Origin of the sequence: Streptomyces sp. NPDC001410 (assembly GCF_042895235.1) — a bacterium.
In the GTDB taxonomy this organism is placed as follows: Bacteria; Actinomycetota; Actinomycetes; order Streptomycetales; family Streptomycetaceae; genus Streptomyces.
In genome coordinates this window covers 205,177-226,227 of the sequence record NZ_JBIAWE010000014.1, presented here as the reverse complement: position 1 = coordinate 226,227, position 21,051 = coordinate 205,177, and the positions used below count along the sequence as shown (strand labels likewise).

General features: G+C 71.6%; 20 protein-coding genes. 10 read left to right on the top strand and 10 right to left on the bottom strand.

Annotated elements, in window-relative coordinates; all coding sequences use genetic code 11:
• Nucleotide 1 precedes the first annotated feature (1 nt).
• Entirely contained in the window at nt 2-295 is a 294-nt protein-coding gene (locus tag ACFY3C_RS29840) for a hypothetical protein (protein ID WP_386572473.1), read from the bottom strand.
• 138 nt (nt 296-433) lie between these two features.
• Between ACFY3C_RS29840 and ACFY3C_RS29835 the strand changes: the two genes are divergently transcribed.
• Nucleotides 434-1,000, top strand: a complete 567-nt coding sequence (locus tag ACFY3C_RS29835; RefSeq protein ID WP_389173824.1) for a hypothetical protein — start codon at nt 434-436, stop codon at nt 998-1,000.
• Here the strand turns inward: ACFY3C_RS29835 and ACFY3C_RS29830 are convergent.
• The 6 genes from ACFY3C_RS29830 to ACFY3C_RS29805 all read right to left on the bottom strand — a co-directional run bounded on the left by ACFY3C_RS29830 (nt 997) and on the right by ACFY3C_RS29805 (nt 7,243).
• Nucleotides 997-2,007, bottom strand: coding sequence for an LLM class F420-dependent oxidoreductase (locus ACFY3C_RS29830; RefSeq protein ID WP_390772941.1), 1,011 nt, complete (start codon nt 2,005-2,007; stop codon nt 997-999). The two genes, ACFY3C_RS29835 and ACFY3C_RS29830, sit on opposite strands and share 4 nt — an antisense overlap.
• Before the next feature lie 105 nt (nt 2,008-2,112).
• Entirely contained in the window at nt 2,113-2,946 is an 834-nt protein-coding gene (locus ACFY3C_RS29825; RefSeq protein ID WP_390772940.1) for a DUF5336 domain-containing protein, read from the bottom strand.
• A gap of 85 nt (nt 2,947-3,031) precedes the next feature.
• Entirely contained in the window at nt 3,032-3,997 is a 966-nt protein-coding gene (locus tag ACFY3C_RS29820) for an N-acetylmuramoyl-L-alanine amidase (RefSeq protein WP_390772939.1), read from the bottom strand.
• An 87-nt stretch (nt 3,998-4,084) separates the two neighbouring features.
• On the bottom strand, nt 4,085-4,255 hold the full coding sequence (locus ACFY3C_RS29815; protein WP_390772938.1) for a hypothetical protein: 171 nt from the start codon (nt 4,253-4,255) through the stop codon (nt 4,085-4,087).
• A 56-nt stretch (nt 4,256-4,311) separates the two neighbouring features.
• Nucleotides 4,312-4,962 (bottom strand): class I SAM-dependent methyltransferase, encoded by a 651-nt coding sequence (locus ACFY3C_RS29810; protein ID WP_386572294.1) that lies wholly within the window; start codon nt 4,960-4,962, stop codon nt 4,312-4,314.
• A 544-nt stretch (nt 4,963-5,506) separates the two neighbouring features.
• Nucleotides 5,507-7,243 carry an MFS transporter gene (locus ACFY3C_RS29805; RefSeq protein WP_386572297.1) on the bottom strand — a complete coding sequence of 579 codons (1,737 nt, stop codon included), beginning with the start codon at nt 7,241-7,243 and terminating at the stop codon, nt 5,507-5,509.
• A 163-nt stretch (nt 7,244-7,406) separates the two neighbouring features.
• Between ACFY3C_RS29805 and ACFY3C_RS29800 the strand changes: the two genes are divergently transcribed.
• The 4 genes from ACFY3C_RS29800 (at nt 7,407) to ACFY3C_RS29785 (ending at nt 11,569) form a co-directional block, all read left to right on the top strand.
• Nucleotides 7,407-8,594 carry a beta-ketoacyl synthase N-terminal-like domain-containing protein gene (locus ACFY3C_RS29800; protein ID WP_390772969.1) on the top strand — a complete coding sequence of 396 codons (1,188 nt, stop codon included), beginning with the start codon at nt 7,407-7,409 and terminating at the stop codon, nt 8,592-8,594.
• 75 nt (nt 8,595-8,669) lie between these two features.
• Nucleotides 8,670-10,157, top strand: a complete 1,488-nt coding sequence (locus tag ACFY3C_RS29795; protein ID WP_390772937.1) for an MFS transporter — start codon at nt 8,670-8,672, stop codon at nt 10,155-10,157.
• Nucleotides 10,158-10,208: 51 nt separating this feature from the next.
• The gene (locus ACFY3C_RS29790) at nt 10,209-10,748 is read left to right on the top strand and encodes a SigE family RNA polymerase sigma factor (RefSeq protein WP_386572303.1); all 540 of its coding nucleotides are present in this window, start codon (nt 10,209-10,211) and stop codon (nt 10,746-10,748) included.
• A 29-nt stretch (nt 10,749-10,777) separates the two neighbouring features.
• On the top strand, nt 10,778-11,569 hold the full coding sequence (locus ACFY3C_RS29785; protein ID WP_390772936.1) for a hypothetical protein: 792 nt from the start codon (nt 10,778-10,780) through the stop codon (nt 11,567-11,569).
• Nucleotides 11,570-11,582: 13 nt separating this feature from the next.
• On the opposite strand, the gene ACFY3C_RS29780 is transcribed toward ACFY3C_RS29785, so the two are convergent.
• On the bottom strand, nt 11,583-12,194 hold the full coding sequence (locus ACFY3C_RS29780; RefSeq protein ID WP_390772935.1) for a response regulator: 612 nt from the start codon (nt 12,192-12,194) through the stop codon (nt 11,583-11,585).
• A 225-nt stretch (nt 12,195-12,419) separates the two neighbouring features.
• On the opposite strand from ACFY3C_RS29780, the gene ACFY3C_RS29775 reads away from it, so the two are divergent.
• Nucleotides 12,420-13,988, top strand: coding sequence for an alpha-L-arabinofuranosidase B (locus ACFY3C_RS29775; RefSeq protein ID WP_390772934.1), 1,569 nt, complete (start codon nt 12,420-12,422; stop codon nt 13,986-13,988).
• Here the strand turns inward: ACFY3C_RS29775 and ACFY3C_RS29770 are convergent.
• The gene (locus ACFY3C_RS29770; RefSeq protein WP_390772933.1) at nt 13,966-15,243 is read right to left on the bottom strand and encodes a sensor histidine kinase; all 1,278 of its coding nucleotides are present in this window, start codon (nt 15,241-15,243) and stop codon (nt 13,966-13,968) included. The genes ACFY3C_RS29775 and ACFY3C_RS29770 overlap by 23 nt on opposite strands.
• 313 nt (nt 15,244-15,556) lie before the next feature.
• Between ACFY3C_RS29770 and ACFY3C_RS29765 the strand changes: the two genes are divergently transcribed.
• Genes ACFY3C_RS29765 through ACFY3C_RS29755 form a run of 3 tightly spaced genes read left to right on the top strand, consistent with a single transcriptional unit; the run spans nt 15,557 to nt 18,490 of the window.
• Entirely contained in the window at nt 15,557-16,432 is an 876-nt protein-coding gene (locus ACFY3C_RS29765; RefSeq protein WP_390772932.1) for a MaoC/PaaZ C-terminal domain-containing protein, read from the top strand.
• Nucleotides 16,433-16,456: 24 nt separating this feature from the next.
• On the top strand, nt 16,457-17,536 hold the full coding sequence (locus tag ACFY3C_RS29760; protein WP_390772931.1) for a Zn-dependent alcohol dehydrogenase: 1,080 nt from the start codon (nt 16,457-16,459) through the stop codon (nt 17,534-17,536).
• A gap of 12 nt (nt 17,537-17,548) precedes the next feature.
• On the top strand, nt 17,549-18,490 hold the full coding sequence (locus ACFY3C_RS29755) for a 3-oxoacyl-ACP reductase (RefSeq protein ID WP_390772930.1): 942 nt from the start codon (nt 17,549-17,551) through the stop codon (nt 18,488-18,490).
• A 343-nt stretch (nt 18,491-18,833) separates the two neighbouring features.
• Here the strand turns inward: ACFY3C_RS29755 and ACFY3C_RS29750 are convergent, their stop codons facing one another.
• Nucleotides 18,834-20,012 (bottom strand): hypothetical protein, encoded by a 1,179-nt coding sequence (locus ACFY3C_RS29750; protein WP_390772929.1) that lies wholly within the window; start codon nt 20,010-20,012, stop codon nt 18,834-18,836.
• Between the two features lie 188 nt (nt 20,013-20,200).
• Between ACFY3C_RS29750 and ACFY3C_RS29745 the strand changes: the two genes are divergently transcribed.
• On the top strand, nt 20,201-21,040 hold the full coding sequence (locus tag ACFY3C_RS29745) for a Nif3-like dinuclear metal center hexameric protein (RefSeq protein ID WP_390772928.1): 840 nt from the start codon (nt 20,201-20,203) through the stop codon (nt 21,038-21,040).
• Nucleotides 21,041-21,051: the final 11 nt, after the last annotated feature.

The following is a 21,051-nucleotide window of genomic DNA, read 5'->3' as shown; positions in this document are numbered from 1 at the left end:
ATCAGTGCCGGTGGTGCATCCGGTTCGCGATGGCGTGGCCCACGAACAGGTAGACCACGGCGGCCAGGCCGTAGCCGACGACCACCTGGGCCCAGGCCTGGTCGAGGGTGAACAGATGGAGGGACCAGCCGGCCAGCCAGGTGGCGGCGTCGTGCACGAACCGGACCACGTTGTTGGCCCGGTTCGCGTCCAGCAGGTAGAGCAGAATCCACAGGCCGAGGATGAGAGCCATGGCGTCGGCGACGAACGCGATGACCTTCCCGGCCGGATTCACACCAGGGCGATACCGGAACATACCCATCGGATTGCCGCTTCTGGGACGTTGAAACCCGGCCGGGACCCCGGACGGAGTCGCCCGAGTGGCGCACACCGGCCGTCCGGGTGAGGCTTCCGGAGGAAACACCCGCTCGGGGAGACACGTCCGGAGGACCTCGTGCCCGTACCGATACGGCGTCTCTGCGTGGCGCTCACCCTGTGCTGCGCCCTGCTCGCCGGTTCCACCGCCTGCGGCAGCAACGAGAAGACCACTACGAAGGACACCTCGCAGGTGGCCGGCCTCGACGCGGCCACGCCCAGTCCGAGCACGTCGGCCGAGCGCCAGAAGTTCGCCAAGGCCCGGTTCGTGGCGAACGCGGGTCTTGCGGCCGGCGCCGTCTACCAGTGGATCGTCAAGCCCTGGAAGGACGGCAAGTTCAAGAAGGGCGCGAAGGGCCGCAAGCTGACCCTGGTGAAGGCCGGCCTGGCCGGCGCCTTCGCCTACAACCGGCTCAAGGCGGCCCAGAAGAACGCCCAGGGCGATCCGCTGCTCTCCAAGGCCCTGGCACCGCTCACCGCGGGCATCGAAGGACTGAAGAGCCTGCCGTCCAAGCTGCGCAGCGGAGACGAGGGCGCGGCCGGTGCCTTCGACGACATCATCAACAAGGTGAAGGACGCGGGCCAGAGCGCCGGCGCCCCCGTCAAGGAGCAGGTGCCGTCCGCCTCGCAGCTGAGCGGCGGCTAGGCGTTCAGCTCCGCCAGCACCCTGAGGGTGTGCGGGTCCGGTGACAGGGCCAGCAGGTCCGTCACCGGACCCCCCCGCCACAACTTCAGGTGTTCCGCGATCCGTTCGCGCGGGCCGACCAGGGAGATCTCGTCGGCGAAGGCGTCCGGCACGGCCAGCACGGCTTCCTCACGGCGCCCGGCCAGGAACAGCTCCTGGATCCGCCGGGCCTCCTCCTCGTAGCCCATGCGCGCCATGAGGTCGGCGTGGAAGTTGCGGGCCGCGTGGCCCATCCCGCCGATGTAGAAGCCGAGCATGGCCTTCACCGGCAGCAGACCCTCGGCCACGTCGTCGCACACCTTCACCCGGGTCATCGGCGCCACCAGGAACCCCTCGGGCAGCTCCCGCACCACGTCCCCGTACACCTCGGGCCGGCTCGGCGCCCAGTACAGCGGCAGCCAGCCGTCGGCGATCCGGGCCGTCTGGGCCACGTTCTTGGGACCCTCCGCACCCAGCAGCACGGGCAGGCCGGGCCGCAGCGGATGGGTGATCGGCTTCAGCGGCCTGCCCAGACCCGTGCCGTCCGCCCCCCGGTACGGCAGCGGATGGAAGCGGCCGTCCGACTCCACCGGCCCCTCCCGCCGCAGCACCTGCCGTACGACGTCCACGTACTCCCTGGTCGCGGTCAGCGGCGACTTCGGGAACGGGCGGCCGTACCAGCCCTCCACCACCTGCGGCCCCGACAGCCCCAGCCCGAGCATCATCCGCCCCCCGGAGAGATGGTCCAGGGTGAGCGCGTGCATCGCGGTCGCGGTCGGCGAGCGGGCCGCCATCTGGGCAACGGCCGTACCCAGCCTGATCGTCGAGGTCTGCGCGGCGATCCACGTCAACGGGGTGAAGGCGTCCGAACCCCAGGACTCGGCCGTCCACACCGAGTGATAGCCGAGCCGTTCCGCTTCCTGCGCGAGAGGCACATGCTCCGGGGAAGGGCCGCGACCCCAGTAGCCGAGTGCGAGACCGAGCCGCATGCCTGCCTCCTGACGCTCTGTCAGCCAATGAGCGGGAGGCGACTGTACGGCAACGGCCCCCCACCCGGAAGGGCGAGGGGCCGTCGGCGATGGTACGTGCGGGGCTCAGCCGCGCTGGATCCCGGAGGTGTCCTGCAGCACGCCACGGCGGCCGTCCTGGGTCTGCGCGACCAGCGCGGCACCGCGCTGCTCGACCGCCAAGTACCAGGTGCCGGGCGCCAGTTCGGCGATCGGCGTCGGCGAACCGTCCTCGGCGAACAGCTGCCGCGCCACCGGCACGGCGAACCAGAACGGTGAGAAGTCCCCACCGGCGGCCGGCTGCGGCGCCGGGGCGGCGGCCTGCGGGGCCGGCTGCTGCCCGAACGGCTGGCCCGGCTGCGGCTGGGCACCGTACGGCTGCTGCGGCTGGGCACCCGGGTAGCCGTAACCACCGGGCGGCTGGGCGCCGTAGGGCTGCGGGGCGGCCGGCTTGGGAGCCGGGACCAGGCCCGCCTGCAGGGCGGGGACCAGGGGGGTGGCGATGGCGGCGGCGGCCATGACCAGGGTGGCGATGAGGGCGAGGATCAGGCCCGTGCCCGCGCTGGGCGCGTTGCTGTCCGAGCCGCCCCCGACGTTGTTCAGACCGCCGACCGGATCGATGACGTTGCCAAGCGCGCTCCACGCGGCGAACACCGCGAACGCGACGCCGAACGGGCCGAGTTCGAGACCGGCGACCTTGGGCGGCTGCGGCAGGCCGCGGGCCACGACGATGAGCGCTGCCGCAATCAGGCCCGCCAGGACGACGCTGAGCAGGACCGGTCCGCTCTCCCAGAGGTTCGGCAGGTCGACGCTGTCGGGCAGGTCGTCGTACGAGTAGTTGTCGAGGAACGACGCGATGAACAGCAACACCGCTGCTCCGATCACCACGCCGTCGCCTCTAGTGAGGGAGCGGATATTCACTTCAAAGGTCCTTCGTGAGTCGTCTCGTCGTCGGTAGACACTATCGTCCACAAGATCCCGCTGTCCGGCCGGTTCCGCCCGCCGGTCACGACTCGCGCAGGAAACTCACGATTCCCTCAGAGATCCCTTGCGCCGCCTTCTGCCGCCAGGCGCCGCTGGTCAGCAGTGCCGCGTCCTTGCTATCGCGCATGTTGCCGCACTCGATGAAGACCTTGGGAACCGTTGACAGATTGAGACCGCCCAGGTCCTCACGTGTGACGAGACCGGTACCTGTGCCGACGTAGTTGGAGGGCGGTTCACCGGTGACACGGAGGAAGTTGCCCGCGACGCGCTCGCCGAGGTCGCGTGAAGGACCGACGATCGGGCGGGTGTCGGCGGCGCCCGCGTGCACGGACGCCGGGAGGATGACGTGGAAGCCGCGGTCGCCCTCCGCGGAGCCGTCGGCGTGGATGGAGATGGCGGCGTCCGCGTGCGCCGTGTTGCCGATCCGGGCCCGCTCGTCGACGCAGGGACCCCAGGGCGGGGAGTCGCCGTCGTGCGTCAACTTCACCGTGGCGCCCTGCTGTTCCAGGATCGTGCGCAGCCGGTGGGCCACGTCCAGTGAGAACCGGGCTTCTGTGTAACCCGAGTTGGTGGACGTGCCGGTGGTGTCGCACTCCTTCTTGTTCGTGCCGATGTCCACCTGGCGGTTGATCTCGGCCGCGTGCGAGAAGTTGCCCGGGTTGTGGCCCGGGTCGATGACGACGACCTTGCCCTTGAGGGGGCCGTCGGGGCTGTCGGCGGTCGACGTGGGCGACGGCGAGGGACTCTTCTGCTTGTCGTCGTCGGCGGCCGGCGCCGACCAGGGCTCGGCGGTGCTCGGCGAGGCGGCGGAGGTCTGCGGGCCCGCCGTGTCCGAGCCGGAGCCCGAACCCCCGGACCCGCCCACCGCCTCGTACACCAGCCAGCCCAGCAGAGCACCGGGCACGAGCGCGGCGAGCGCGACGGTCAGCGGCCCTCGCCGGGGTCGGCGGGGCTGCGGGGGATCGAAGTCCGGGCCTACGTACGACACGCCTGCCACCCTAGCGGCCACACAGGTCCTTCACATGGCCGAGTGGGCCGGGTGGGTGGCAGGCCCGCCTCGGAAAACACGGACGGCTCAGAAACCACGGATGATCAGCCACCCGGCGACCACGAGGACGGCCAGGTACACGCCGATGCCGATGGCCCTGCCGAGCCCCTTGCGTCCGGAGCCCTCGAGCGCGTTGCCGAGCAGGCCGACGAGCGGCGCCCCGAAGACGATCAGGGCCAGTCCGATCAGAAAGTCCACGGTCCCATCCCCCCCCGCTGTGGATCACCCCCGGTGATCAGGAGACGAGCCTAGGGTCAGATGCCCGTCCCGGTCCGCCGCAGTACGCGCAACGATCCGTTCACGGAGACCTCGGTGAACGCGCCGGACTCCAGCGCGCGCAGATAGACGCGGTACGGCGCCTGGCCGGTGAACTCGTCCTCGGGGTGCGGGAAGACGTCGTGGATGAGGAGCAGGCCGCCCTCGGCGACGTGCGGTGCCCAGCCCTCGTAGTCGGCGGTGGCGTGCTCGTCGGTGTGGCCGCCGTCGACGAACACGAAGCCGAGGGGGGAGTTCCAGATCGCCGCGATCTGCGGCGAGCGGCCGACGAGCGCCACCACGTGCTCCTCCAGGCCGGCCTTGTGCAGGGTCCGGCGGAAGGTCGGCAGCGTGTCCATCAGGCCGATCTCGGGGTCGACGGTCTCCGGGTCGTGGTAGTCCCAGCCCGGCTGCTGCTCCTCGCTGCCCCGGTGGTGGTCGACGGTGAGCGCGGCGACGCCGGCCTCGCGGGCCGCGTCCGCGAGCAGGACCGTCGAGCGGCCGCAGTACGTTCCGACCTCCAGCAGGGGCAGCCCCAGCCGGCCCGCCTCGACCGCGGCCGCGTACAGGGCGAGCCCCTCGTCCACGGGCATGAAGCCCTTCGCGGCCTCGAACGCGGCCAGGATCTCGGGCTTGGGTGCCGCGGTCATGGGGGTCCCTCTCGGTCGTACGTGCGGATGAGCGCCCATGCTGCCGTACCCCCTGCCGGACGGGCGACAGGGGGTACGGACACTGGGCGGCCGGCGGTACGGCGGGGCTAGCCGGTCGTGTCGGAGATGTCGAGCTTGATCACCTTGATGCGCGAGGTGTCGAACTCCCAGGTGACGTAGAACTTGCCCGGCGCGTACTCGTCGGCCGTGGCCCCGTCGGCGAGGAGCCTGTCCGCGCTCCAGGCCTGACCGGGGCGTTTGACCTTGTAGTGGAGAACGTCCCGGTCGGTGGCCGTGTTGTAGATGTAGAGGTACGTCCCGTTGCTGTCCTTGGCGAAGAAGCTCTTCGCTCGGGTCCGGCACCATGGCGCCGGCGGTCCAGGTCTTCAGGTCCGTGGAGCGCAGCGCCCCGTTCTTCCGGCCCGAGGACCAGAACGGTATGACGTGCGTTCAAAATATGGCGCTGCGACGAACCCTTCTCGTCCGGGTCCGGGCCCCGGATGCCGCGCGGGCTCGGACGAAAAGGGTTCGCCGCAGCGGGAGTTCAGCGGGTCGGGACGGTGTCGCCCGGCAGCGGCAGGTCCAGCTCGACCGCCCGCTCGTCCCCGGCGTGGGTGGCGGACGAGGCGTGCGGGCCGTGGCCGGCGGCCCTGGCGGCCAGGACGTAGGCGCCCTGGGCGGGGACCGCGAGGGCGTAGGTGCCGTCCTCCGCGGACAGGGTGGCTCCCGCCTGGCGGCCCCGGCGGTCGATCAGGGTGACCTTGGCGCGGGGGACCGGGGTGCCCTCGGCGTCCAGGACCCGGCCGCGGAAGCCGCGCAGGACCTCCTCGGCGCGCTTCAGGTTCGCGTCCTCCTCGCTGCTCGCCCGCAGTTGCGGTGCGCGGTCCGGCTTCGGCAGGAAGAGGGCCAGCAGCAGGCCCACCGCCACCGCGGCCGTCGCGATCAGGAAGGAGACGTGGAAGCCGCGCATGGTCGGGATCTCCAGCCCGCCCACGTTGTGCGCCGTGTTGGCCAGCACCATGCCGATGACGGCGCTGGAGACGGACGTGCCGATGGACCGCATCAGGGTGTTCAGGCCGTTGGCCGCGCCGGTCTCCGAGGCCGGGACCGCGCCGACGATCAGCGCGGGGAGGGAGGAGTAGGCCAGACCGATGCCCGCGCCCAGGACCACGGACGTGACGATCGTCTGCCAGGCCGCGTCCATCAGGCCGAGGCCGCCGCCGTAGCCGATCGCGATGATCAGCAGGCCGATGATCAGGGTGACCTTGGGGCCGAAGCGGGCGGACAGCCGGGCGTACACCGGCGCCGTGAACATCATCGTCAGGCCCAGCGGGGCCACGCACAGGCCCGCGACGACCATCGACTGGCCGAGGCCGTAGCCGGTCGCCTTCGGCAGCTGGAGCAGCTGGGGCAGGACGAGCGAGACGACGTAGAAGCTGACGCCGACCATGATCGAGGCCAGGTTGGTGAGCAGCACCTCGCGGCGGGCGGTGGTGCGCAGGTCGACCAGGGGCGCCTGGACGCGCAGCTCGTACAGGCCCCACAGGACGAGTACGACGACGGACGCGGCGAACAGGCCGAGCGTCGTGCCGGAGGACCAGCCCCAGTCGCTGCCCTTGGTGATGGGCAGCAGGAGCAGTACCAGGCCGGTCGACAGGCCTGTCGCGCCGAGCAGGTCGAAGGAGCCCTCGGCGCGCATCGGGGACTCCGGTACGACGAGGAGGGTCACGACGATGGAGAGGGCGCCGAGGCCGGCGGCGCCGTAGAACAGGGCGTGCCAGTTCATGTGCTGGGCGACCAGGGCCGCGGCGGGCAGCGCGAGGCCGCCGCCGACGCCGATCGAGGAGCTCATCAGGGCCATGGCCGAGCCGAGCTTCTCGCGCGGCAGCATGTCCCGCATCAGGCCGATGCCGAGCGGGATCGCGCCCATGGCGAAGCCCTGCAGGGTGCGGCCCACGATCATGGTGAGCAGCTGGCTGGTGAGCGCGCTGACCAAGGCGCCGACCACCATCACGGCGAGGCTGAGGATCAGCATGCGCCGCTTGCCGTAGAGGTCGCCGAGCCGGCCCATGATCGGGGTGGCCACGGCGCCGGACAGCAGGGTCGAGGTGAGGACCCAGGTGGCATTGCTGGGGGCGGTGTCCAGCAGCTGCGGCAGGTCCTTGATGACCGGTACCAGCAGCGTCTGCATCACCGCGACCACGATGCCCGCGAAGGCGAGCACCGGGACCACGGCTCCGCCGGCCCTCCGGTGGGGCTGGTCGGTCGTCGTGTGCGTCATTGAGTGAGGCCTCCCGCCTGACATGAGTGGTGGGTAAACCTCGTATGCACAGGCAACTATTCCGTTGCTTCGGGCCTCTAATGAATCCTTGACCGGCTCATGGGTTTCTGAACTGCCGTCAGGGTCTGGTGTGTTGATGGAACGCGTTCTAGTCTGGCGCGCCATGAAGGCCTATGTCGCCGGGGTCGGGATGACCCGCTTCGAGAAGCCCGAGACCCGGGAATGGCAGTACTGGGACATGGTGCGGGAGGCGGGGGGCGCGGCGCTCGCCGACGCCGGGGTCGCGTACACCGATGTGGAACAGGTTCCCGTCGGCTACTGCTTCCAGCCCTCGACCGCCGGCCAGCGCGCCGCCTACGAACTCGGCCTGACCGGGGTCCCCGTCTACAACGTCAACAACAACTGCGCGACCGGCGCCACCGCGCTGATGCTGGCCCGCCAGCTGGTCGAGGGCGGTGCCTGCGACTGCGTGCTGGCGCTGGGCTTCGAGAAGATGAAGAAGGGGGCGCTCGGGGGAGGGGCCGACGGCGGCGACTTCCAGACCTCGCCGGTGGCCCGGCACTACGGGATCATGGCCGCCCGGCACGGCTTCGAGATGACCCCGCCGACCGCGCAGATCTTCGGCGACGCGGCCCGCGAACACATGGAGCGGTACGGCACCACCGAGGCCCAGCTCGCCGCGGTCGCCGCCAAGAACCACCGCCACTCCGCACACAACCCCTACGCCCAGTTCCGGGACGTCTACGAGGTGGCCGACATCCTCGCCGCCCGCATGGTGCACCGGCCGCTGACCAAGCTGCAGTGCTCGCCGACCTCGGACGGCGCGGCGGCGGCCGTGGTGGTGTCGGAGCGGTTCGCCGAGGAGCGCTCGCTGACCGGCCTCGTCGAGATCGCCGGGCAGGCCATGACCACCGACACCGAGGAGTCGTTCGCGTCCGGCTCGTGCATCGACGTCGTCGGGCAGCCGATGTCCCGCGAGGCGGCACGGCAGGCGTACGAGCGGGCCGGGCTCGGCATCGAGGACGTGGACGTCGTGGAACTGCACGACTGCTTCTCCGTCAACGAACTGCTGACGTACGAGGCGCTCGGCATGTGCCCGGTGGGCGAGTCCGGCAAGCTCGTGGAGTCGGGGGCGACGACGTACGGCGGCCGCTGGGTGGTGAACCCCTCCGGCGGGCTGATCTCCAAGGGGCACCCGCTGGGCGCGACCGGCCTCGCCCAGGCCGCCGAGCTGGTCTGGCAGCTGCGCGGCGAGGCGGGGGAACGGCAGGTGCCCGGGGCCCGGGTGGGCCTCGCCCACAACATCGGGCTGGGCGGGGCGGCGGTGGTCACACTGCTGCGGGCGGCGTAGCCCGGGTGTAGGTCGTACGACCCAGGACCCGGTGGTCCGAAATGCCGATGCAAGGACCGTAACCGGGTTGAGAGCATGACAGCCATGCTGGAAGCCGCCGACACCTCGCCCCTCATATCCCGCCGCGTCACCCCGCCCACCTGGCTCGTGGTGGCGCTGGCCTGTGCCGGACAGTTCCTGGTCGTGCTCGATGTGTCCGTGGTGAACGTCGCCCTGCCGTCGATGCGCACCGACCTCGGACTGAGCACGTCGGGCCTCCAGTGGGTGGTGAACGCGTACGCCATCGCCTTCGCCGGGTTCATGCTGCTCGGCGGGCGGGCCGGCGACCTCTACGGCCGCAAGCGGATGTTCCTCGTCGGGCTGGGCCTGTTCACGCTGGCGTCGCTGGGCGGCGGGCTGGCCCAGGACGGCTGGCAGCTGCTGCTGGCGCGGGCCGTGCAGGGGCTGGGCGCGGCGGTGCTGGCGCCCTCGACCCTGACGCTGCTGACGGCCGCGGTGCCCGAAGGGCCGTCCCGGGCCCGGGCGATCGCGACCTGGACCGCGGTGGGCGCCGGCGGCGGGGCCGCGGGCGGACTGGTCGGCGGGGCCCTGGTGGACGTGCTGGACTGGCGGTGGGTGCTGCTGATCAACGTGCCCGTCGGCGCGGTGGTGCTCGCCGGCTCGCTGCGGTGGCTGCCGGAGAGCCGGGCGGATGGGGGTCCCGCCTGCTCGAACGAAGTTGAGAAGCTTGGGGGAGGGCGGCGGCTCGACCTGCCGGGCGCGCTGCTGGTGACGGCGGGTCTGGCGACGGTGGCGTACGGCATCTCGCGGACCGAGAGCGAGGGGTGGACGGCGGCGGCCACGCTGGTGCCGCTGGTCGGCGGGCTCGCGCTGGTCGGACTGTTCCTCGCCGTCGAGGCCCGCACCGAGGCCCCGCTGATGCCGCTCGGACTGTTCCGGCTGCGCTCGGTGGCGTCGGCGAACACGGCGATGTTCCTGAGCGGTTCGGCGATGTTCTGCATGTGGTTCTTCATGACGCTGTACGCGCAGAACGTGCTCGGCTACTCGCCGCTGGTCGCCGGACTCGCGCTGGTGCCCAGCTCACTCGCGGTGGTGCTCGGCTCCAAGCTGGCGCCCCGCTTCCTGCCGGCGCGGGGCGCGCGCACCGTGGCCGTGGCGGGGGCGCTGATCGCGGCCGCCGGGTTCGCCTGGCAGTCGACGATGACCGTGCACGGCGCCTACCTGACCTCCGTCATGGGCCCGGGGATCCTGATGATGCTGGGCGCCGGGCTCTCGGCCACGCCGCTGGCCGCGCTCGCCACCTCGGGGGCGTCGGCCTCGGACGCCGGGCTGGTGTCCGGGCTGGTCAACACCTCCCGCACGATGGGCGGTTCGCTGGGGCTCGCGGTCATGTCGACGATCGCGGCGGCGCGTACGGCGCACACCGGGCGCGGCGCCGGGGCCGAGGCACTGACCGAGGGGTACGCGCTGGCCTTCCGGACCGGGACCGGGGTGCTGCTGGGCGGGGTGGTGCTCATGCTGCTGTGGCTGCCGAAGAAAATTTCGACGAGTTCTGCGAGATGAGGCAACGGTCCGGGCGGCCCATGGACTCCTTTTGACATCTAGGAGGTGCCCATGGGGGACGGGAAGCAGGCTCGGAACGAGGAGTTCCAGAGCTTCATGATCGGCCGCTGGCCGCGGCTGATGCGTACGGCATTTCTCCTCACGGGGGAGCAGCACGCCGCGGAGGACCTGGTCCAGTCGACCCTTGAGCAGGTCTACGTGGCCTGGCGCAGGGTCGGCTCGGCCGACGATCCGGAGGCGTACGTACGGCGCGTGATGATCAACGCGCATGCGCGCAAACACAGGAGAAGGCTGAAGGAGTTCCTCGCGCCGAGGGACGACTCGGGCCTGGTGCACGAGGTGCCCGACACGGGCGACCGCATCGCGCAGGCCGACGACCGCAGCGCCCTGCTCAAGGCGCTCGCCCAACTGCCCGCACGGCAGCGCGAGGCGGTGGTCCTGCGCTACTGGGAGGACCTGACGGAGACCCAGGCGGCGGAGGCGATGGGCTGCTCGGTCGGCACGGTGAAGAGCAACGCGGCCAAGGGGATCGCGAAACTCCGCGCCATACCGGGACTTGCCGAGATGGTGACGCAGGGAGGGCGGAAGTGATGAGCGCGGACCGGAACAGGAACGACGACATGAGCCAGACGGACATCGCCCTCCTCCTCGCGGACGCCGCGGACGAGGTCGAGATCGGTATAGCCCCGGTGCAGGCGGTCATCCGCGGCGGCCGGCGGCGCAGAGCACGGCGCTGGGCGGTGGCGTCGGTCACGGCGCTGGTGGTGGCCGGGACGACGGGCGCCCTCGCGGTGACGGGGCTGCCGGGCGGCGGCCCTGCGGACCGGCAGGCGCACGTGGCGAAGCCGCCGGCCTCGGCGGAGGCCCGGCATGTGTACGAGCCGCAACGGACCGAGCTGGGACGGGGGACCTACCGGGGCAAGGAGTGGAGCGTCGGCGTCCAGGTGTGGGGAGCGCCGCGCAACGAGGCTGAGGCGGAGCGTCAGTTCGAGGCCATGGCCGGGCTGGGCCTGGAGCCGGCGGAGGCGCGCAAGCCCGCCGACCTGATCGGCAAGATCTCGTTCTTCGCGACCCGGGGCTGGGGCGATCACCGGCCGCAGCAGGTGATGTTCAACTCGGTCGAGAAGTTCGAGCGTTACTCGGGCAAGGACATGGAGTCCATGGCAACCCGCCTGGGGTACGGCGGCGAGAGTTCCGGCCGACTGGTGATCGGCATGGTCGCCAAGACCGCCCGGGAGGTCACCTGCCACTGGAAGGACGGCAGGACGGCCGTGGCCGAGCGGACCGACGGCTTCTCCCTTCGCAACATGGGATCCGCGATCCGCTCGATCGACGGCTTCCAGGGGGCCAACTGGTTCGTGTGCACGGCACCGGCAGGAACGTCCTCCGAGTCGGAGGAGGTGACGAAGTAGGCCCGCCGGGAGGTCACAGCCACCCCTGCTGCCGGGCCTCCCGCACCGCCTCCGCCCGGTTCCGCGTGCCCGTCTTGCCGATGGCCGACGACAGGTAGTTGCGGACCGTGGACTCGGACAGATGGAGCCGGCCGGCGATGTCGGCGACCGTCGCCCCGTCCGCCGAGGCCTTGAGCACATCGCGCTCCCGGGCGGTCAGTGGGTTCGGCCCGGCGCTGAGCGCGGCCGCGGCCAGCGCCGGATCGACCACGGTCTCCCCGGTGAGCACGCGCCGGATCGCCTGGGCCAGTTCCTCCACCGGCCCGTCCTTGACCAGGAAACCGGCCGCTCCGGCCTCCATGGCCCGGCGCAGATAGCCGGGCCGGCCGAAGGTGGTCAGGATCAGCACCCGGCAGTCGGGTGCCTGCTCGCGCAGCTCGGCGGCCGCGTCCAGGCCGCTGATGCCCGGGAGTTCGATGTCCAGCAGGGCCACGTCCGGCCGGTGCAGCAGCGCGGCCGCCACGATCGCGTCACCGGTCGCGACCTGGGCGACCACCTCGATGTCGTCCTCCATGCCGAGCAACAGGGCGAGCGCGCCGCGCATCATGCCCTGGTCCTCGGCGAGGAGGACCCGGATGTTCTTCACGGTCCCAGCGTAGCCAAGGGCGGAAATTAAAGACTCGTCATGGTTCGAGTCCCGAGGGGTTGACGGTCCACGGGGACCCGCAAAACAATCGCCTCTGCATTTCCGGTAATTGTTCGGCATTTCGACGTCGAATGGGTTCGGTATTTCGATCGAACGACGTTCGGTATATCGACCCACTCGGCCTCCCCCCCCCGCACCGCCCTACGAGGAACCGAAGAGGTGCACGTGCTCCCCACACTCCTGCGCTCATGTCCGCGGCGGCTCAGAAAAGCCGCCCTGTCCGCACTCGCGGCCTTCGCGACCATCGCCGCGCTCGTCGTCGGCGTCGGCGCCCCGCAGGCCGCCGCCGCGAGTTCGCTGCCCTGTGACGTCTACGCGGCCGCGGGCACGCCCTGCGTCGCCGCGCACAGCCTGGTCCGGGCGCTGTACTCGTCATACAGCGGCTCGCTCTACCAGGTGAAGCGGGCCTCCGACGGCGCCACCGCGAACATCGGCCTGCTGGCCACCGGCGGCTACGCCAACGCGGCCGCCCAGGACTCCTTCTGCTCCGGCACGACCTGCATCATCACCGAGATCTACGACCAGTCCCCGCGCCACAACCACCTCACCATCGAGGGCGCGGGCGGAGCCGGCGCGGCCGACGTCGGGGCGCCCGCCGACGCCCTGCCGGTGACCGTCGGCGGACACCAGGTCTACGGCCTGGAGATCTCCGCCGGCATGGGCTACCGCGACAACTCCACCTCGGGCGTGGCCGTCAACGGGCAGGCCGAGGGGATGTACATGGTGACCTCCGGCACCCACGTCAACGGCCGCTGCTGCTTCGACTACGGCAACGCCGAGACGAACAACCTGGACACCGGCAACGGCCACATGGACGCCATCAACTTCGGTACCGAGTGCTGGTTCTCGCCCTGCTACGGGCAGGGGCCGTGGGTGCAGGCCGACCTGGAGAACGGGCTGTTCCAGTCCGACGCCGGGTACAGCAAGAACACGTCCAACACCGGCACCGGACCGCTGCCGTTCGTGACCGCGCTGCTGAAGAACAACGGGCAGAACCATTTCGCGCTGAAATACGGCAATGCGCAATCCGGCGGGCTCACCACCACCTATTCCGGCGGTGAGCCGACCACCAGTGGCTACTCACCGATGCACCAGGAGGGCGCGATCGTCCTCGGCACCGGCGGCGACAACAGCAACGGCTCCATCGGGTCCTTCTTCGAGGGCGTGATGACCTCCGGCATCCCGACGGACGCCGCCGACGACGCCGTCCAGTCCAACATCGTCTCCGTCGGCTACGGCGGCCCGACCGGCAGCACCGGCACGCTCGGCGCCGGCGCGGAGATCTCGCTGCGCGCGACGACCTCCTGCTGCACCACCGACTACGTCCGCCACCAGAACGACGCGGCCGTCATCTCCTCGGTCACGTCGAGCAGTTCGTCCCTCGACAAGAACGACGCGACCTGGATCGTGCGCCGGGGGCTCGCCGACAGCTCCTGCGTCTCCTTCGAGTCGCGGAACTACCCCGGCGACTTCCTGCGCCACTACAACTACCGGCTCTACCGGCAGCCCATGGACGGCACCGGCCAGTTCCGGGCCGACGCCACCTTCTGCCCGCAGACCGGCAAGAGCGGCACGGGCACCTCGTTCGCCTCCTACAACTACCCGACGAGATACCTGCGCCACTACAACCTCAACGTCTACATAGCGAGCAACGGCGGCTCCAACGCCTGGGACAGCGGCACCTCGTGGAGCGACGACGTCAGCTGGGCGGTCAGCTCGCCCTGGGCGCCGTAGCCGCTGCCACGGCGGTCGGTTCCGTCGGCTCCACCGGGAGTTCGGCGGTGACCGTGAAGCCGCCGCGCGGCGACGGGCCGCCCCTGAGGGAGCCGCCCGCCGCCGCGAGGCGCTCGGCCAGGCCCGTCAGACCGGTGCCGCCGATGCCCTCCGCGGGGCGTGTGACGGCCTGGCCGGTGCCGTTGTCGGTGACGGTGAGCCGGGCCTGCTCGACGGTGCTCTCGATGGTGATCTCGCAGCGGGTGGCGTCGCTGTGCCGGACCACGTTGGTGACCGCCTCGCGCACCACCCAGCCGAGCAGCGCCTCGGCCTGCGGGGCCAGTGGCGTCCCGGACTGGCGCACCACCGGCTCCACACTCGACGCGGACAGCGCCGAGCGGGCCCGGGTCAGCTCGGTGGCCAGGCTGCCCTCGCGGTAGCCGGTCACCGCCTCGCGGATCTCGGTGAGCGCCTGCCGGCCCACCGACTCGATGTCACCGATCTGCGTGAGCGCCGCGTCCATGTCCCGTGGGGCCAGCCGCCGGGCGGCCTCCGACTTCACCACGATCACCGACAGGGTGTGACCGAGCAGGTCGTGCAGATCGCGGGAGAAGCGCAGCCGCTCCTTCTCCACGGCCCGCCGGGCCAGCTCCTCCCGGGCGGCGCGCAGCTCCCGCACGGCCTCGGACAGGCCGAGGATCGCGGCGGTCACCATGCTCGACAGGAAGGTCGCGTAGCCGATGTTCGTCGCGTCCCCCCAGCCGTCCCGGACGCCGGAGACGGCTCCCGCGTACACCGAGAGCAGCACACCGGTGCGGCCCAGCCAGGGGCCGCGCAGGGTGGCGCCGGTCGCGAGGCCCAGCAGCGGGAAGAACATCAGCCAGTTGCCGCCGTATCCGACGGCCAGGCCCGTGGTCAGCAGGCCCATCAGCCCCAGCGCCACCCGGGTGGAGACCGCCTCGCGCTTCTCCCGGTCGAAGGAGCGGAAGGTGACGTAGACGTACAGCGAGTTGAAGGCGAGCAGCCCCAGGCCGCCGACCCACGGGTTCGGGGTCCGGCCCTGCAGCAGGTTGGAGAAGGACCCCATCCCCATCAGCAGCCAGGGCAGCAGCGCGAAGCCGGTGGGCGGCGGGCCCGGGTGGTCGACGTCCGCGGCGTGCCCGTTCTTCCGGGCGGCCCGCTGCGCGACCCGGAACCGCTCCATGTCCGCCTGCCAGCGGGCCCGAGCCTCCCGTACGGCCCGGATCCGGCGTTTCGCCCGCGTCCACCACGACATCTCTTCGTCCCCCGATCAGCTGGTCCCCGCCGCACGATGATCGCACCGGGCGCGGCGCGCCGCGTCTGCGTCATGCCTACGACGGTAGGAGTCCGGGACCGGCCCCCGGCAGATGCGGATGTCCGCACTCGGGCAGTACAAATGTCACTGCTCGATCAACTGACACGGCGTCAGGAGCCTTCACAAGTGCGGAGTGCTGGGCTATACAGGGGGCGCCGGACTGGAACGCGTTCTAGATCCGCCCGTGGACGACCTCGGTGCGGCCGACGGTGCGGACGTCCGCACCGAGGTCTTGAGACCCGTCAGGAGCCCCATGCCCATCGACGCAGCCTTGGCCCTCGCCGCCGAGCCCCGGACCGGTGAGATCACCTGGACCACCAAGGACGTCCAGCTCTACCACCTCGGCATCGGCGCCGGCGCGAACCCGGACAAGGACAGCCCCGCCACCGACCCCGACGAGCTGCGCTACACCCTGGAGTCCCGGCTGCACGCGCTGCCGAGCTTCGCCACCGTCGCCGGCTCCGGCTCGCCCGGGGTGATCAGCGGCCTGTCCATGCCCGGCGTCGACGTCGACCTGGCGCGGGTCCTGCACGGCGGCCAGACCCTGCGGATCCACCGGCCCCTGCCGGCCGAGGGCACCGCCACCGCCACCGGCCGCATCGCCGCCGTGTACGACAAGGGCAAGGCCGCCGTCCTCGTCATGCGCACCGAGGTCGCCGACGCCGAGGGCCCGCTGTGGACCAACGACGCCCAGATCTTCGTACGAGGGGAAGGCGGCTGGGGCGGCGACCGCGGCCCCTCCACCCGACTGGAGCCGCCCGCAGGCGAACCCGACCGGACCGTCGAGCGCCCGGTCCGCGCGGACCAGGCCCTGCTCTACCGCCTCTCCGGCGACTACAACCCCCTGCACGCCGACCCCGAGTTCGCCAAGCTCGCCGGGTTCGACCGACCCATCCTGCACGGGCTGTGCACCTACGGCATCACGCTCAAGGCGGTCGTGGACACGCTGCTCGGCGGCGACGTGACCCGGGTGCGCGAGTACACCACGCGGTTCGCCGGGGTCGTGTATCCGGGCGAGACCCTGCGCATCCGGATGTGGCGCGAGCAGGGGCAGGTCCGGGTCGCCGTGAGCGCCGTCGAGCGGGAGGACGCGCCCGTCCTGGCCGACACCATCGTTCAGCACTCCTGAAGAGCCTCCGAGGGGAGCCGCACCATGCGCGCAGCCGTACTGCACGAGATCGGCCAGGAAAAGCTGGAGATCCTCGACGACATCGAGGCGGTGGGCTTTGGCCCCGGCAAGGTGAGGGTCCGGGTGCGGGCCACCGGACTGTGCCACTCGGACCTGTCCGCGATGAACGGGGTGCTGCCCCAGCCGGCCCCCTTCGTGCCCGGTCACGAGGGCGCCGGCGAGATCCTCGAAGTCGGCGAGAACGTGACCCGCCTGAAGCCCGGCGACCGGGTCGTCATCTGCTGGCTGCCCGCCTGCGGTGCCTGTCCCGCCTGCAAGCGCGGCCAGACCGAGCTGTGCCTGGCCGGGTTCATGAACGCGGGCACCCCCAACTTCAAGCGCTCCGGCGGCGGTGATGTCTTCGGCTTCGCGGGCACTGGCACCTTCTCCGAGGAGGTCGTCGTGGACGCGGGCTGCGCGGTGCCGATCCCGGACGACGTGCCCTTCGACATCGCCGCCCTCATCGGCTGCGGGGTGACGACCGGACTCGGCGCCGCCCTCAACACCGCGGACGTGGAGGCCGGTTCGTCGGTCGCCGTCATCGGCTGCGGCGGCGTCGGCATCTCCGCGGTGCAGGGGGCACGGCTCAAGGGCGCCGCCGAGATAGTCGCCGTGGACCCGGTCGCCTCCCGGCGCGAGTCCGCGCTGAAGTTCGGTGCCACGAAGGCCGTTTCGCCTCAGGAGCTGGCCGACGCCAAGCAACAGGTCACCGGCGGCGAGGGCTTCGACTACGTCTTCGAGGTCGTCGGCAGGTCCGCCACCGCCCGCACCGCGTACGAGAACACCCGGCGCGGCGGCACCCTCGTCGTGGTCGGCGCGGGCGCCATGGACGACTTCCTGCAGCTCAACATGTTCGAGCTGTTCTTCGACGAGAAGCGGATCCTGCCGTCCATGTACGGCGGCGGGGACGTCCTCAGCTCCTACGAGCGCACCATCGCCCTGTGGCGCGCGGGCCGCGTCGACCTGGCCGGCCTGATCACCCACCGGGTGCCGCTGGCGGAGATCAACGAGGCCCTGGACCAGATGCGTACCGGGACGGCCCTGCGTACGTGCATCGAGATCTGAGGACGGACCGCAATGCCACTGCCACTTGAGGGACTGTCCGCCGTCGTCACCGGCGCCGGGCGCGGTCTCGGCCGGGCCGAGGCGCTCGAACTCGCCCGGCTCGGCGCGGCCGTCGTCGTCAACGACTACGGACAGCCGGGCCGCGACGGCTCCGGCCAGGCCTCGGCCGGGCCCGCCGCGGAGGTCGCCGCCGAGATACGCGAGAGCGGCGGCCGGGCGGTCGCGCACACCGGAGACGTCGCCGACTTCCGGCAGGCCCGGGAACTCGTCGGCCTGGCGATCGCCGAGTTCGGCAAGCTGGACATCCTCGTCAACAACGCGGGCATCCTGCGCGACCGCATGATCTTCTCCATGACCGAGGACGAGTGGGACTCGGTGATCCGCGTCCACCTCAAGGGACACTTCAACACCACCCACTTCGCCGCCGCGCACTGGCGGGATGGCGCCAAGGCGGCCGGGGCGGAGGTGTACGGGCGGATCGTGAACACCTCCTCGGAGGCGTTCCTGGCCGGCTCCGCCGGACAGCCCAACTACGCGGCGGCGAAGGGCGGGATCGTCGGCCTGACCACCTCCACCGCCCTCGCCCTCGCCAAGTACGGCGTCACGGCCAACGTGATCTGCCCGCGCGCCCGGACCCGGATGACCGCGGACGTCTTCGAGGGCTTCCAGGAGCCGGACGAGGGCAGCCTCGATCCGCTCGCCCCCGAGCATGTCGCCCCGCTGGTCGGCTACCTGGCCTCACCCGCCGCCGCCCGGGTCAACGGGCAGCTGCTCGTCGTCCACGGCGGCATGGTCGCCGTGGTGGAACGGCCGCGGGTGCAGGCGAAGTTCGACAGCAAACAGGAGACGTTCACCTACGACGAGCTGGACGCGCTGCTCACCCCGCACTACGCGGAGCGGCCGCCGCGGGAGACGTTCGCCGCGGCCGAGGTGCTGGGCCTCAAACGCGGCTGAGGACCGGGCCTCAACCACGGCTGAACACAACGGGAGAACGAGAGAGGGGGTGCCCGCCGGTCGGACGGGCACCCCCTCTTTCTCACTACCGTCAGGCAGCCGCCTCGGCGGTCTCCTGAGCCGGCTTACGGTGACGCCCGTGCGGCGCCGTCTCATTGTCCTGCACCGCGATCGGGCCCCGGTGCCGGCCGTGTCCGGCCGCGTTCTCAGAGTCGGCAGACAGCGGCTGAGTCGTGCTGGTGTCGCTCATCGGAAGAATTCACCCCGTCACAAGATCTCTTACAGCGCGGCGAGTGTAACCGCCACACCACGGGCCGAATCCAGGCGGGCACGCCGACCGGTGCTACTTCGTTACAAGTCCGTCGAGAGGTGCCTCTTGGAGCGGTACCGGACGGACCGCCACCGGTCCCGGAGGATCCGGTTCCGCCGCCTCCCAGGGCACCTCGGGCACCCCGGCAGCCGTGCCGTTCCGGACCGGATCCCCCGGACCCGCGTCCCCCATGGGTGCCGTCAACTCCGCCACGCCGCAGGGGACTTCCCCGGTGGCGAACGGCAGCCGCAGCACCCCGTCCTGTGTCCATAACCCGGACCCCGTCAACCACCCCTCGGGCGCCGGGAGATGGCACACCTGCCGCCCGGCCGGCCGCCAGATGCCGATCCAGCTGCCGAACTGCCCGTCGAGGCGCAGCGCCACCGCGCAGCTCTCCGGCATCAGCGCCTGCCCCGGCTGGATCGCGAAGGGCGTCACCGCACAGTCCTTCAGCCGCAGGCACTCCGGGAAGCGCACCGGCAGCATGCTGCCCATGACCCCCCAGCCCAATCGTTCCTGCCCGGGGGAGGGCGCGTCCGAGGAGATCAGCAGCAGCCCGCTGTCCGGTTCGCAGAGCAGCAACCGGTCGTCGCTGCCCTCCGCGATCTGCAACAGGGGCGAGATCTCGCCGCCGCGCTCCAGGTCGACCACGACCGTCTTGGTGCGCCCGCCCAGTTCCCGGTCCAGCGCGAGCAGCCGCCCGTCACGGTCCAGCCAGACCCCGCCCGAGCAGCGCCCCGGCACCTCCGCCAGCTGCTCGGGCCCGAAGGCCCCGCCCGCCACCAGCCACACCGCGCTCGAACGCGGACCGACCGCGAGGGCGTACGCGCGCACCCCGTCCGGCGCCGGCGGCAACAGCGCGAGCCGGGTGCCCGGCTCCCGGCACTCCACCGCGCCCAGCGGCAGCTCACCGGTGCCGGGGCCGGTCGGGTACAGCAGCGAGAACGTGTGCCGGCGCTCCACCAGCCGCTGGATCAGCACCCGCCCGTCCGCCATCGGCTGCACCTGGGTGCCGGGCTCCTCCGGCTGGTTGCCGGGCAGCGGCACCGCGTACGGCTCCGGGCCGTCCAGGGTCCAGCGCTCCGGGAACCAGGAGTCGCCGCCCAGCGCCAGGCGGGCGGCGTACGCACCGTCCGCCGTGATGGCACACCGCGTCCCCGGCACACCGTCGTCCTCGCCGGTGGAGGGGGGTTCGATCGCACAGGCAGTCATCGTTCGGTCACCTCCGGCGACGAAGCTAGTTTTCGTACGCGCACGCGTGGGATCGCCCGGCCCCGGCTTCACACATACGGGTGGCGCAGAAGCGATTCCTCTGAGGAGACCGGGGCGTTTGTGCTGAGCGGGACCAGCGGGAGCGGATGCGGTACAGCCCGGCAGAACGGCCAGGTAGCCTTTTCCCCGTGCCCCGTCTGTCTGAAGTCATCGCCGCGCTGGACAACCTGTGGCCCGCCGAGCGGGCCGAGTCCTGGGACGCGGTCGGCACGGTCGTGGGCGACCCCGACCAGGAGGTCACCCGGGTCCTGTTCGCCGTCGACCCGGTGCAGGACATCGTCGACGAGGCGGTGAAGCTGGGCGCCGACCTGCTCGTCACCCACCACCCGCTCTACCTGCGCGGTACGACCACGGTCGCGGCCACGCACTTCAAGGGCCGGGTCGTGCACACGCTGATCAAGAACGACATCGCGCTGCACGTCGCCCACACCAACGCCGACACCGCCGACCCGGGCGTCTCGGACGCCCTCGCCGGCGCGCTCGACCTCCGCGTCGTACGACCCCTCGTGCCGGACCCGACCGACCCCGAGGGCCGCCGGGGCCTGGGCCGCGTCTGCGAACTCGACCACCCGCTGACCGTGCGCGAGCTGGCCGCCCGCGTCGCCGAGCGGCTGCCCGCCACCGCCCAGGGCGTCCGGGTGGCCGGCGACCCCGAGGCCGTCGTCCGCACGGTCGCCGTCAGCGGCGGCTCCGGCGACAGCCTCTTCGACCAGGTCCGCGCGGCCGGCGTCGACGCCTTCCTCACCGCCGACCTGCGCCACCACCCCGCCTCCGAGGCGGTGGCCCACAGTCCCCTCGCGCTGCTCGACGCGGCGCACTGGGCCACCGAGTGGCCCTGGTGCGAGCTGGCCGCAGCACAGCTCGACGAGATCTCCGACCGCCACGGCTGGGACCTGCGCGTCCACGTGTCCAAGACGGTCACCGACCCCTGGACCGCCCACGCGGCGTCCAACGTCACCACTAGTTAACCGGGAGCCCC

What these genes read in the sequence shown, in the direction of transcription:
- ACFY3C_RS29760 (WP_390772931.1), top strand. Translation starts at nt 16,457, where the DNA reads ATGCGCGCAGCCGTACTGCACGAGATCGGCCAGGAAAAGCTGGAGATC.
- ACFY3C_RS29805 (WP_386572297.1), bottom strand. Translation starts at nt 7,243, where the DNA reads ATGACGCACACGACGACCGACCAGCCCCACCGGAGGGCCGGCGGAGCC.
- ACFY3C_RS29840 (WP_386572473.1), bottom strand. Translation starts at nt 295, where the DNA reads ATGTTCCGGTATCGCCCTGGTGTGAATCCGGCCGGGAAGGTCATCGCG.
- ACFY3C_RS29770 (WP_390772933.1), bottom strand. Translation starts at nt 15,243, where the DNA reads ATGTCGTGGTGGACGCGGGCGAAACGCCGGATCCGGGCCGTACGGGAG.
- ACFY3C_RS29755 (WP_390772930.1), top strand. Translation starts at nt 17,549, where the DNA reads ATGCCACTGCCACTTGAGGGACTGTCCGCCGTCGTCACCGGCGCCGGG.
- ACFY3C_RS29785 (WP_390772936.1), top strand. Translation starts at nt 10,778, where the DNA reads ATGAGCCAGACGGACATCGCCCTCCTCCTCGCGGACGCCGCGGACGAG.
- ACFY3C_RS29795 (WP_390772937.1), top strand. Translation starts at nt 8,670, where the DNA reads ATGACAGCCATGCTGGAAGCCGCCGACACCTCGCCCCTCATATCCCGC.
- ACFY3C_RS29810 (WP_386572294.1), bottom strand. Translation starts at nt 4,962, where the DNA reads ATGACCGCGGCACCCAAGCCCGAGATCCTGGCCGCGTTCGAGGCCGCG.
- ACFY3C_RS29750 (WP_390772929.1), bottom strand. Translation starts at nt 20,012, where the DNA reads ATGACTGCCTGTGCGATCGAACCCCCCTCCACCGGCGAGGACGACGGT.
- ACFY3C_RS29800 (WP_390772969.1), top strand. Translation starts at nt 7,407, where the DNA reads ATGAAGGCCTATGTCGCCGGGGTCGGGATGACCCGCTTCGAGAAGCCC.
- ACFY3C_RS29765 (WP_390772932.1), top strand. Translation starts at nt 15,557, where the DNA reads ATGCCCATCGACGCAGCCTTGGCCCTCGCCGCCGAGCCCCGGACCGGT.
- ACFY3C_RS29830 (WP_390772941.1), bottom strand. Translation starts at nt 2,007, where the DNA reads ATGCGGCTCGGTCTCGCACTCGGCTACTGGGGTCGCGGCCCTTCCCCG.
- ACFY3C_RS29790 (WP_386572303.1), top strand. Translation starts at nt 10,209, where the DNA reads ATGGGGGACGGGAAGCAGGCTCGGAACGAGGAGTTCCAGAGCTTCATG.